This is a genomic window from Actinophytocola sp. NPDC049390 (genome assembly GCF_044466355.1).
In the GTDB taxonomy this organism is placed as follows: Bacteria; Actinomycetota; Actinomycetes; order Mycobacteriales; family Pseudonocardiaceae; genus Actinophytocola.
The window spans coordinates 122,700-134,834 of the sequence record NZ_JBITMQ010000004.1 but is presented as its reverse complement, the minus strand read 5'-3'; the positions used below and the strand labels follow the sequence as shown (position 1 = coordinate 134,834).

Annotated in this window: 10 protein-coding genes; 4 read left to right on the top strand and 6 right to left on the bottom strand. The window is 73.3% G+C overall.

The genetic code is table 11. The features are described 5' to 3' along the window. The first annotated feature begins 1 nt into the window (after position 1). From ACIBVP_RS14385 to ACIBVP_RS14370, 4 genes are all read left to right on the top strand, one after another. The gene (locus ACIBVP_RS14385; protein WP_396106566.1) at positions 2-388 is read left to right on the top strand and encodes an SCO5389 family protein; all 387 of its coding nucleotides are present in this window, start codon (positions 2-4) and stop codon (positions 386-388) included. A 244-nt stretch (positions 389-632) separates the two neighbouring features. After that, a complete protein-coding gene (gene coaA, locus ACIBVP_RS14380; RefSeq protein WP_396106925.1) occupies positions 633-1,556 on the top strand; it encodes a type I pantothenate kinase in 924 nt (307 codons plus the stop codon). Between the two features lie 34 nt (positions 1,557-1,590). Continuing rightward, positions 1,591-2,331, top strand: a complete 741-nt coding sequence (locus tag ACIBVP_RS14375) for a maleylpyruvate isomerase family mycothiol-dependent enzyme (RefSeq protein WP_396106565.1) — start codon at positions 1,591-1,593, stop codon at positions 2,329-2,331. 21 nt (positions 2,332-2,352) lie between these two features. Further along, positions 2,353-2,985, top strand: coding sequence for a response regulator (locus tag ACIBVP_RS14370; protein WP_396106564.1), 633 nt, complete (start codon positions 2,353-2,355; stop codon positions 2,983-2,985). A gap of 15 nt (positions 2,986-3,000) precedes the next feature. Here the strand turns inward: ACIBVP_RS14370 and ACIBVP_RS14365 are convergent, their stop codons facing one another. From ACIBVP_RS14365 to cydB, 6 genes are all read right to left on the bottom strand, one after another. Beyond that, complete coding sequence (locus ACIBVP_RS14365) at positions 3,001-3,639, bottom strand: class I SAM-dependent methyltransferase (protein ID WP_396106563.1); 639 nt, start codon at positions 3,637-3,639, stop codon at positions 3,001-3,003. 62 nt (positions 3,640-3,701) lie between these two features. Beyond that, positions 3,702-6,206 carry an ABC transporter permease gene (locus ACIBVP_RS14360; protein WP_396106562.1) on the bottom strand — a complete coding sequence of 835 codons (2,505 nt, stop codon included), beginning with the start codon at positions 6,204-6,206 and terminating at the stop codon, positions 3,702-3,704. After that, on the bottom strand, positions 6,206-6,979 hold the full coding sequence (locus tag ACIBVP_RS14355; protein ID WP_396106561.1) for an ABC transporter ATP-binding protein: 774 nt from the start codon (positions 6,977-6,979) through the stop codon (positions 6,206-6,208). Before ACIBVP_RS14355 ends, ACIBVP_RS14360 begins: the two co-directional genes overlap by 1 nt. A 70-nt stretch (positions 6,980-7,049) precedes the next feature. Beyond that, complete coding sequence (locus ACIBVP_RS14350) at positions 7,050-8,180, bottom strand: GAF domain-containing sensor histidine kinase (protein WP_396106560.1); 1,131 nt, start codon at positions 8,178-8,180, stop codon at positions 7,050-7,052. Between the two features lie 7 nt (positions 8,181-8,187). Further along, entirely contained in the window at positions 8,188-11,157 is a 2,970-nt protein-coding gene (gene cydC, locus ACIBVP_RS14345) for a thiol reductant ABC exporter subunit CydC (protein ID WP_396106559.1), read from the bottom strand. Then, complete coding sequence (gene cydB, locus ACIBVP_RS14340; RefSeq protein ID WP_396106558.1) at positions 11,154-12,128, bottom strand: cytochrome d ubiquinol oxidase subunit II; 975 nt, start codon at positions 12,126-12,128, stop codon at positions 11,154-11,156. The genes cydC and cydB overlap by 4 nt, the downstream gene beginning before the upstream one ends. Between the last annotated feature and the right edge of the window lie 7 nt (positions 12,129-12,135).

Below are 12,135 nucleotides of genomic sequence, written 5' to 3'. Positions count from 1 at the left end.
AATGTCGTTAACGGTGCCCGCCGACCTGTTGGAGAAAGCCCAGCAGGGTCCGGTGTCGGACGACGATTTCATCGCCTGCATCCGTGATTCGCTGCCCTACGCGTGGTCGGTGGTCACCGACGTCGCCGAGCGCCTCTCGACCACCGGCGGTCCCTTCGCCGACAACCAGACGGAGCCACCGGACGAGCAGTCCCGTGGTCAACTCCTGCGACTGGTGGGCAGTGACGCGATGCGGGCGGCGGTGGAGCGGCACTTCAACGTGCGCCTCGCGTTCCAGAACTGCCACCGGCTGGCGCTGTTCGACCCGGCGGCGCACGGCGCGTACGCCGAGTTCACCAGCCCGCGCGCGCAGTTGCTGAACCAGAGCCCCGAATTGGTCAACTGCTGAGAAAAGGGAGCCCTCGCGGCTCCCTTTTCGCCGGGCGACTCATGCAGTTATGGCAATTCCATGGTCAGTTCGAGTTCGGCACGTACCGAAATGTCGCCGAGGCCCCGTTCCGGGATTCACGGCATGCGTTTCCTGGCCTCGTCAGGCGCCGACGTGCACCGCTGCGCCGGGGTGAGCGACGGCGGCGTGTACTGCGTCACAGTGCCCACAGGGCCAGGAACACCTAACGTTTGTTGACGTGGCGGTGAAGACCCGCGACCTCAGTCCTTACGTGGAGCTGCGTCGCGAGCAGTGGCGAGAGCTGAGGCGTGCCACGCCGCTGACCCTCACCCTGGACGAACTGGTGCGTCTGCGCGGCCTGGGCGACCCCGTCGACCTGGACGAGGTCGTCGACGTCTACCTGCCGCTGTCCCGCCTGATCAGCCTGCGGGTGGCCGCCCACCAGCGCCTGTACGCCGACACCACGTCGTTCCTCGGCGAGACGGCGCAGAAGGTGCCGTTCGTGATCGGGATCGCGGGCAGCGTCGCGGTCGGCAAGTCGACCACCGCGCGGCTGCTGCGCACGCTGCTGGCCCGCTGGCCCGACCACCCGCACGTGGACCTGGTCACGACCGACGGGTTCCTGTGGCCGAAGGCGGACCTGATCCGGCGCGGCATGATGAGCCGCAAGGGCTTCCCGGAGAGCTACGACCGGCGCAGCCTGCTGCGGTTCGTGTCGGACGTGAAGTCGGGGTCGCCCGAGGTGCACGCGCCCGTCTACTCGCACCTCGCGTACGACATCGTGCCCGACGAGACGCAGGTCGTGCGCAAACCGGACATCCTGATCATCGAGGGCCTGAACGTGCTGCTGCCCGGGCAGGGGCTCACGGTCGCGGACCTGTTCGACTTCTCGATCTACGTGGACGCGCACACCGAGGACATCGCCCGCTGGTACGTCGAGCGGTTCCTCACGCTGCGGGACACGGCGTTCTCCGACCCGGACTCGCACTTCCACCACTACGCCGGGCTGACCGACGACGAGGCACGTGCCGAGGCCGCGCGGCTGTGGAAGACGATCAACGAGCCGAACCTGGTGCGGAACATCCTGCCGACGCGGCCGAGGGCGTCGCTGGTGCTGCGCAAGGACGCCGACCACCGGACCAGCCGCGTCCGGCTCCGCAAACTCTGAGCTTTCGTCGGTGGTCCGTGGTTGGGTGTCAGCCGTGGACAAGGACAGATTCCTGGAGTGCCTGGCGGCCGACTTCACGCGCCTGCGTGACGTGGTCGAGGGCGCCATGGACGCGCCGGTGCCGTCCTGCCCCGGCTGGACCGGCGCCGACCTCGCGCGGCACGTGGCCGAGGTGTACCTGCACAAGACGGAGACCATGCGGCAGGGCAGCTGGCCGACACCGTGGCCGCCGGAGTTACCGGAGCCGCTGGCCGCGCTCGACGACTCCTACCGGCGGCTCGTCGGCGAGCTCACCGCGCGCGACGTCACCGACCGGTCGCTGACCTGGTACGTCCACGACCAGACCGTCGGGTTCTGGTTGCGTCGCATGGCGCAGGAGACCGTGATCCACCGGCTGGACGCGGAGCTGGCGGCCGGCGTGGAGCACGACCCGGTCCCGGCCGACCTCGCGGTGGACGGCATCGACGAGCTGCTGGTGCGTTTCCTCGCCTACGCGTCGGAGGAGGACCCGGAGGAGATCGCCGAGTACCTCGCCGACTGCGACGGCCGGACCGTGCAGGTCGCGACCGAGGGCGCGGGATGGCAGGTGCAGCTCGGCCCGGACGCGGTGACGGTCGAGCGGGGCGAGTCCGACGCGGAGGCGGCGGTCCTCGGGGAGCCGGGCGCGGTGCTGCGGTGGGTGTGGCGGCGCGCGGGCGACGACGAGGTCCAGTTGGACGGCAACCGGTGGGCCATCGGGAAGCTGCGGGCGGTGCTGGGGGCGGCCACCCAGTGAGCGGCGGCATAGTCTGGCGGCATGGCCGTGAGGGTGGCGCTCGTCGACGACCACGAGGTGGTGCGCCGCGGGCTGCGTGACCTGCTCGACGGTGAGCCCGGCATCGAGGTGGTGACCGAGGCCGGGGGTGTCGAGGAGGCGCTGGTGCGTGTCGGCGCGACGCTGCCGGACGTGGTGGTGGTCGACGTGCGGCTGCCGGACGGTGACGGGGTGGCGCTGTGCCGGACGCTGCGGCAGCTGGAACCGCCGCCGCGGTGCCTGGTGCTGACCGCGTTCGACGACGAGCGGGCCCTGATGGAGGCGATCATGGCCGGCGCGTCCGGGTACCTGCTGAAGCAGGTGCGCGGTCAGGACCTGGTGGACGCGGTGCGTGAGGTCGCGGCCGGACGGTCGCTGCTCGACCCGGTGACGACGGCCCGCGTGCTGGACCGCATGCGCCGTGAGGCGGCGGCCGACGAGCTGTCCGCGCTCACCGAGCGGGAGCGGGCGGTGCTGGAGCTGATGGGCGAGGGCCTGTCGAACCGGGAGATCGCGGAGCGGCTGTTCCTGGCCGAGAAGACAGTCAAGAACTACGTGACGTCGGTGCTCGCGAAGCTCGGCATGGAGCGGCGCACGCAGGCGGTGGCGTGGTTCGCCCGCCGTCCGCAGCGCTGATCGCCGCTCCCCACGTCAGTCGTGCGCGCAGGCCAGCAGGTAGGCCTGGGGAGTTTCCTCCGGGTACGGCCCGTCGGTGTCCGGGGCGCGGACGAGCTGTGCCCGGACGGTGAAGCCACTGTCCCGCAACAGGTCCGCCATCTTCTCGGAGGTGCGGTGGTGGAACGTCAGCTCGACGTCGTGGCGACCTGCCCTCGTGCGGTGCTCGGTGCCGGTGCCGGACTGGAACGCCAGCTGCAGGAGGCCGCCGGGGCGCAGGACGCGGTGGAACTCCGCCAGCGCGGCGGGGAGGTGCGTGCCGGGGACGTGGATGGTGGAGTACCAGGCCACCACGCCGCCGAGGGCGCCGTCCTCGATCGGCAACGCGGTCATCGAGGCTTCGGCGAAACTCAGGTGCGGGTACGTGCGGCGGGCGGCGGCGAGCATGCGCGGTGACAGGTCCACTCCGGACACGTCGACGCCGAGGCCGGCGAGGTGCGCGGTGATGCGGCCGGTGCCGCAGCCGACGTCGGCGACGGGGCCGCGCACGAGTTCGGCGAACACCCCGAGCACGGCACGGTCGAACGGCTTGGCGGCCAGTTCGTCGCGGATCCACTCGGCGTAGTCGTCGGCGGTGGCGTCGTAGGAACGCCTGGTCGCGTCGAGGAAGTCCACGTCGCACGGTAACGCGACCGCGGGCGGCCCCGGATGGGACCGCCCGCGGTGCTTCGGCCGCGTCAGGCGGGTGCGACAGCCGCCTCCGCGGGCCGGGTCCGCAGCCCTGCCCAGGTGGACAGGAGGGTCGAGCCGAAGGTGAGCAGCGCGGCCGCGCCGACGACGCCCAGGTAGATCACGATCGGGCCCTTCGGCAGGATCGTGCCGTCCGTGACCAGCGTGAACGGCATGAGCGTCATGCCTGCGACCAGCGTGCCGAGCCCGACGCCGATGACCGTCGCCATGCCTGCCTCGACCGTCATCATGCGCAGCACCTGGCCGCGGGTGGAGCCGGTCAGCCGCTGCAGGCCGAACTCGCGGCGCCGGGCGCCGGTGGCCATGACCAGGCTGTTCACCACGGAGATCGCGGTGTAGGCGATGATCATGCCCGCCATCAGGTAGTTGATCCACGCGCCGAGTTCCTGGTCCTGCGCGTACCCGGACAGGAGCGCGTCGCGGTCCACCAGCGCCAGGCCCGGGTGCCCGGCCAGCACCGGCCGGAGTGCCGCGGTCACCGCGGCCGGGTCGTCGGTGCGGATCATGATCTGCTTGGGCAGACCGTCGGTCGTGTGCGCGGCAACCAGCGACGCGGGCATGAGCAGCGTCTCGAAGCCCTCGTGCGCCGGGTACAGCGCGACGATCTCCACCGGCACCTCGGCACGGTCGCCCATGAGGACGGTGATGGTGTCGCCGACGCCCTTGCCGAGCGTGGCCGCGTGCTGTTCCGGCAGCACGACCGTGTCACCGGTGAGGTCGGCGAGCGTGCCTTCGCTGGGCTTGACCGCGGTCGTCTCGGCGGCTGTCTCGGCGGTGACGCCCTGGACGGCCCAGCCGTCCTCGGACAGCGACGAGTCGTACGGCTCCGCGACGAACACGGTGCTGGTCGCGAACTCCGCCGCGGCGGTGACGCCGGGCACCGCGCCGACCTCGGCCAGCACGCCGGTGGTGATGCCGGTCGGCGACGTCACCACCAGGTCGGCCCGCAGGTTGTCGGCGAACGCCTCGTTGGCGACCGCGACCGTCGTGGTCTGCAGGTAGATGTTGGCGGTCGCGATACCGGTGGCCAGCATGATCGGTGTGACGACGGCGGCCACCCGCACCGACCGGGTCTTCGTCGACAGCGTCGCCAGGTAGCCCGCGGTGCCCGCGAACGCCCGCACCGGCCAGCGCAGGACCGCCAGGAACAGCTTCGTGACGCCCGGCGCGACCAGCGCGAGCGCGATCGCCCACAGCATCACCGACGGACCCGCCGTGCTGGCCGCGATGGGCCCGGTCATCACCGCGACGGTCACGATGAACAGCGCGACCCCGCCGCCGAACGCGAGCACCGCCAGGATGACCCGGATCGGGGACAGCCACTTCCGCTGGATCGCCGCGTCGGCGAGCGCCTCGGTCGGCCGGGTCCGCGCCGCCTTGCGCCCGGCGATGAGCGCGCCGAGGAACGACCCGACCAGCACCGCGCCGGACGCGACGACCATCGGGATCCAGCCGGACGAGTGGGTCATCGCGGTCGGCACGATCCCGTTGTCCGCCAGGCGTTCGAACAGCCACTCGCCGAACACGCCGCCGAGCAGCAGGCCGAGCCCGGCCGCGAACACCGCCATGAACAGCGCCTCGCCGACCACCATGCGCCGCAGCTGCCCCGGCGTGGTGCCGACCGCCCGCAGCAGGGCGAGTTCGCGCTGCCGCTGCTGGACCGACAGGCCCAGCGTCGTGGACACCACGAACAGCATGACCATGGTGGCGAGCCCGCCGAACACCGCGGACAGGACGATCAGGTTCTCGCTCGCCTTCTCCGAGCCGGCGAACTCGGCGAACCCGCGGTCGTCGCCGGACAGCAGCGTCGCGTTCTGGCCGGGCAGCAGCCCGGCGATGGCGTCGGCGACCGCGCCGACGTCGGCGCCGGGTGCGGTGAGCACGCCGATCAGGTCCACGCCGCCGGGATGACCGGCGAGGTCGGCGACCTGGTCGTCGGCGAAGTACACGGCCTGACCGGGCACGAGACCCGACACCGTGAACGTCTCCGCGCTCCCCCGCACGACCAGCTCGACCCGGTCACCGACCGCCGCGCCCGCCCCCTGGCCGAGCACGACCTCCCCCGTCGCGGGCGCCTCCCCCGACGTCAGCGACACCGGCGTCAGCGCCGCCGACGCCCACCCGTACGCGTCGAGCCGCCGCTGCCCGGCCAGCACCGGCACCGACGTCTCCCCCACCGCGGCCGCCACCCCCGGCACCCGCGACACCTCGTCGACCAGTTCGTCGGACAACCGCACACGTTCCGGCAGGTACGCGGCCTCGCTGTCCTCCTCCGGGTCGGCCGGGTTCTCCTTCGGCAGCGTCCACGTCTGGCTGCCGGTCACGACGAGCGGCGCGGCCGCGAGCCGCCGCGCCGGGATGTCACCCCGTATGCCCGTCTCCATCAGCCCGGCGCACGCGAGGACCAGCACCGCACCGAACGTCATCGCGAGGAACGTCGCGACGAACGCGCCCTTGCGGAACCGCAGTGTCCGCAACGCGATCCGCAGCATCACCGCACCCCCGCGGGCTGCTCGCCCCACGCACCGAGGTGGGTCATGCGCTCGGCGACGGCCTCGGCGGTCGGGCGGTGCAGCTCGCCGACGAGCTTGCCGTCGGCGAGGAACACGACCCGGTCGGCGTACGAGGCGGCGACGGGGTCGTGGGTCACCATGACGACGGTCTGACCGGCCTGGTCGACGGACGCGCGCAGCAGGTTCAGCACCTCGCGGGCGGTGCGGGTGTCGAGCGCGCCGGTGGGTTCGTCGGCGAACATGACGGCCGGGCGCGTGATGAGGGCGCGGGCGATCGCGACGCGCTGCTGCTGGCCGCCGGACAGCTCGCCGGGCAGGTGCTTGCGGCGTTCGCTGAGGCCGACCTGCGCCAGTACCCGGTCGACGGCGTCGTTCTTGACCCGCCTGCCCGCGAGGCGCAGCGGCAGCGTCACGTTGTCCTGCACGGAGAACGCGGGCAGCAGGTTGAACGCCTGGAAGACGAACCCGACGCGCTCGCGGCGCAGCCTGGTCAGCTCGACCTCGGAGAGCTTCGACAGCTCCTCGTCCTCGAGCAGCACGGAACCGCTGGTCGGGCGGTCGAGCCCGGCGGCGCAGTGCAGGAACGTGCTCTTGCCGGACCCGGACGGGCCCATGACGGCCGTGAACGTCGCCTTGGGGAAACCGATGGTGACGCCGTCGAGGGCGGTCACCGCGTTGCGGCGGCCGCCGTAGGTCTTCCGCACTTCGGTGAGCCGCACCACGTCCACGGTGTTCTCCTTCTCTTGTCGCACAAGAGAAGGATCGCGGTTCGGCGCGCCCGGGACACTGGTGCGACCCGGCGGATGCGAGGTGGGGGTAGCCCTACCCCAGCGGCACGGTCCAGGTCACGGTCGTGCCCTTGGGTGAGGAGCGGATGTCGGAGCGGCCGCCCGCCTGCCGCGCGCGTTCCTCGAGGTGCCCCAGCCCGCGGTGGGTGACGCCCTCGGGGATGCCGCACCCGTCGTCGGCGACGACCAGGCGCAGCGCGTCGCCTCGTCCGATGTGGACGGACACGTGGTGCGCGCCGGAGTGGCGGACCACGTTGGACAGCGTCTCGCGCAGCGCGGCCCTGGCGTGGTCGGCGAGCGCGGCGGGCACGTCGGCGAGGTCGCCGTCGATCTCCAGGACGGGCTGGAACCCGAGCAGCTCACCGGCGATCGCGACCTCGGTGCGTGCCGACTCGGCGAGGTCGGTCGCGTGCTCCTCGGGGTCGGGGTTGCGCAGCGCGCGGACCACGGCCCGGACGTCGGCGATGGACGCGTCGAGCTGGTCGATGGCGTCGGCGAGCCGCTGGGCGTCCTTGCGTGCCAGCTTGCGGCTCGGGCGGCGGGCGAGCAGGTCGAGCTGCATGCCCGCCGCGTACAGGCGCTGGACGAGCACGTCGTGCAGGTCGCGGGCGATGCGCTCGCGTTCCTGGTAGAGGGTCAGCCGGGCGCGGGCGTTGGCGCCTTCGGCGAGCACGAGCACGAGCCCGGCCTGTGCGGCGAACGCGGTGAGCATCTCGACGGCGGTCTCGGCGAACGGCTGCGCACCGCGGTTGCGGTAGACGGTGAGCGCCCCGAGCCGCCGCTGCGCGGTGCCGAACGGCGCGGCCGCGAACGGTCCGAAGTTCCGCAGCTCACGGGGCACGAACGGGGCGGTACGCGGATCGGCGGCGACGTCGTCGACCACGATGGCGACACCGCTGCGGGCGGTGCGGGCGGCGGAGCTGCGCGGCGACAGGACGAGGCCGACGGGGTCGGTGAAGGTGGGGCCGGGGCTGCCGTGGGCGGCCTCGACGGTGAGGGCGCCGTCCTCGCCGCGGGTCATGACGAGCCCGAGGTCCGCCTTGGCCAGTTCGGCGGCGTGCCGCACGACGAGACGCAGCACCGCGTCCGGGTCCTCACCGGACAGTGCTGCCGTCGCGATCTCGGTGGAGGCGCCGAGCGCCTGCGCGGCAAGTGCGGGTTCCATACGCACGTCAGGTTAGTTCCAGAACGGCGTCGGCGGCGGCCGCCTCCTCGGGCCGGTGGGTGACGTGCACGACGGTGCGGCCCTTCAGGTTGGCGAGGACGCGGGCGGCGGTCGGCGCGTCGAGGTGGGCGGTGGGCTCGTCGAGGAGGAGCAGGTCGGCGTCGGCGAGCAGGGCGCGGGCGAGCGCGATCCGCTGGGCCTCGCCGCCGGAGGCGGTGGTGGGGTCGTCGTCGAGGCGGTCGACCCAGGCGGGCAGTTCGGCCTGCCGGAGCGCGTCGCGGAGCCGCTCGTCGGTCGCGTGCGGGTCGGCGAGGCGGAGGTTCTCGCGCAGGGTGGTCGCGACGAGGTGCGGCTCCTGCGGCACCCAGGCGGTGGTCGGCAGGGTCGCGGTCCCCCGCTCGGCGGGGAGCAACCCGGCCAGGAACGCGACGAGTGTCGACTTGCCGACCCCGGACGGCCCGACGACGGCGACGTGCGTCCCGGGTCGGACGTCGAGGTCGACGCCACGCACGGTGGGCGCGTCCGCTCCGGGCCACCGGATGTCCACACCCCGCAGCGCGACGGCCCGGTTCTGTCGGTGCTCGTCGGTACGCTGGATTTCGGGGGGCCGAGGGCCGCGCTCCGCCAGCGCGGCACGCAGCGGCGCCACGTGCTGGACGGCTGGCGGCAGCGGGGTCAGCGCCTCCGCCAGCGCCAGCGGGACCAGTGCCAGCACCGGCACCAGCAGCGGGTCCACCCCGCTCGCCAAGCCCAGCGCCGCCACGCTCGCCAGCCCCAGGCACAGCGTGATCAACGCCGCGGCCGCGCCCGCGCTCAACGCCTGCCGCCGGGCCTCGCGGGCCAGCGCCGCGTCCTCCCGCGCCACCTCGGCTCGGTGCGCGACATGCGTGCCGAACGCGATCAGGTCCGGAGCCGCCTCCAGCAGTGCCAGCACCCGGTCCGCGACCCGGCGACGGCCGTCCGCGAGCGCGCGGGTCGCGTGCCGGTCGACCGCGAGCGCGACGGCCGGTGCACCCAGGCCGGCCGCCGCGACCGCGATGACGAGCACGAGACCGGCCGCCGGCAGGATCGCCGACTGCACGGCCACGGCCGCCACGCACACGACCGCCGCCACCAGCGGTGGCAGCAGCACACGAGGGGTCAGGTCCCGCGCGGTGTCCACGTCGGTGGTGAGCCGCCGGTAGTCCGCGGTCCGCCACAGCCGCACCCGGCGCTCGGCCGCCATCCGGAAGGCCGCGTCGTGCGTGACCAGGCGTTCCGCGTACCGCAACCCCGCCCGCGCCAGGCCGAACGCGCGCACCCCCACCACCGCGACACCGAGCAACAGGATCGGCGGCTGTGTCGCGGCCTTCGCGATCAGCCACGCCGACGTCGCCGTCAACGCCACCCCCGCCAGCAACGCCGCCGCGCCCAGCGCCGCGCCCGCCAGCAACCTCGGCGTGACCAACGTCCGCAGCGGGACCCGCCTGATGTCCGAGCGGGTCACCGTGTTCGCGACGCGGGCGGGGGCGGGGTCCGCCACCCCGTCCGCCGCGCGGTGGCTCGCGAGCACCACGGCCGCGCCCGACGCCGCGATCGCCTCGTGGACGCGTGCCGCGTTGGCCGGGTCCTGGTGGGCGGTCGGCTCGTCGAGCAGGAGCACGTCCGCGCCGCGGCGCAGTGCCCGTGCCACCGCCACCCGCTGGCGTTCCCCTGTGGACAGTTCCGCGATCGGACGGTCGAGCACGTGTGTCAGGTTGAGCTGGTCCGCCAGGTCACCGACCTCGGCCCGCACGGTCCCGCCCGCGAACCGCGGCGTCTGCGGCACCCACGCCACCCGCCGCCGCCAGGCCTCGATGTCCACGTCGGACAGCTCGTGTGCGCCGACCCGGACCGAGCCGGACGAGGGTGCCACGAACCCGAGGATGGCCGCGAACGTCGTCGACTTGCCCGATGCGCTCGGCGTGTCCAGGTGCACGACCTCCCCAGGCCGGGCCGTGAACGTCACCCCGTCCGGTGCGAAGCCGTCCCGCCTGCGGACCCGCAGGTCGGTGACCGTCAGAGGACCCACCGGTGCCGCGGTGCCGAACTCCGGTGGCGCGGGCAGGTCCGCGATCTCCCGCACCGCCTGCATGCCCGCCTCGCTCGCGTGGTGCGCCGCGCCGGCCTGCCGCAGCGGCAGGTAGCACTCCGGTGCCAGGACCAGTACGAACAACCCCACCGCGAGCGACAGGTCGCCGCTGATCAACCGGATCCCGATCAGCACGGCCACCAGCGCCACCGACAGCGTGGCCACCAGTTCCAGCACCAGCGCGGACGCGAACGCCACCCGCAGCGTCGCCATCGTCGAACGGCGCTGCGACTCCGACAGCCGCCGGATCGTCGTCGCCTGTGCGTCGACGCGCCGGAACGCGGTCAGCACCGGCCGCGCCCGCACGAGCTCACGCAGGTGGTGTGCCACCCGCTGCTCCGTCGCCGACGCCTCGGCCACGCGGTCCTTCGTGCGCAGCCCGACCAGCGCCGCGAACAACGGCACGAGCGGCAACGTCAGGCCGACCGTCAGCGCCGACACCCAGTCCGCCGCCAGCAGCACCGCGCCGACGCCCAGTGGTAGGACCGCCGCGTTCACCAGCGCGGGCAGGTACACGGTGAAGTAGTCGTCGAGCGCGTCGAGTCCGCGCGTCGCGAGCACGGTCAGCGCCGACCCGCGCGGCACCGTCCACTCCGGACCCAACGCGAGCGCGCGGTCCAGCAGCCGCGCCCGCAGTTCCTCCTTCGCGCCCGCCGCCGCGCGGGCCGCGACCACCTGCGTCACCCACACCAGCAACGCCCGCGCCACCACCGCGCCCGCCAGCACGGCGAGCCCGCCCGCACCGGTGATCACCGACGCCAGCGCCCACGCCTGCACCACCAGCGCGGCACCGCTCATCCCGGCCAGCACCGCGCAGCCGACGAGCGCCCGCCGGGCCGCGCGAGAAAGCCTGGTCAACGGCCTCATGTCGTCACCCGCTTGCGGAACACCCAGTACGTCCAGCCCTGGTAGACCAGGACCGCGGGCGCGCCGAACCCGGCGACCCACGTCATCACGGTCAACGTGTACGGGCTCGACGCGGCCTCGGCGACGCTCAGCGAGTACGCCGGGTCCACAGTGGACGGAAGCACGTTCGGGTACAGCGCGCCGAACAACGCCAGCACGCCCGCGCCCAGCGTCACGCCGAGTGCCGCGAACGCCCGACCCTCACGGTTCCCGTCCAGGAACAGCCACGCGCACACCGCCGCGACCAGCACCGCGAACACGACGAGCCACGTCCACTCCGTGTCCGACCGCAACTGCACCGTGACGGCGAGCGCCATCAGCGGCGTCAACGCGACGGGCAGCAGCCGGAGCGCCAGCCTCCGGGCACGGTGCCGCAGCGGCCCGTCGGTCTTGAGCGCGACGAACACCGCGCCGTGGACCAGCGCGAACCCGGTCAACGCGAGCGCGCCGAGCGCCGTGTCCCAACGCACCGCGGCGAACGCGGACCCGACGCGGTTGCCGTTCTCGTCGAGCGGCAGCCCCAGCACGTTCCACGACAGCACGAGGCCGACGCCGAGCGTCGCGACGAGCGAGCCGCCGGTGATCACCGCGTCCCACACGGCGCGCCACCGGTCGGTGTCGACCTTGCCGCGCCACTCGAGGGCGACGCCGCGGCCGATCAACGCCAGCAGTAGCAACAACATCGGCAGGTAGGCCGCGCTGAACAGGCCCGCGTACCAGCCGGGGAACGCGGCGAACGTGGCACCGGCGGCGACGATCAGCCACACCTCGTTGCCGTCCCAGACCGGGCCGATCGTCGTGAGCATCGCGCGCCGCTCGGGTTCGGTGCGGCCGAGCAGGCGCAGCAGCATGCCGACGCCGAAGTCGAACCCCTCCAGGAACAGGTAGCCGAACCACAGCACGGCGATCGCGACGAACCAGAAGGTCTCCACGGCACGC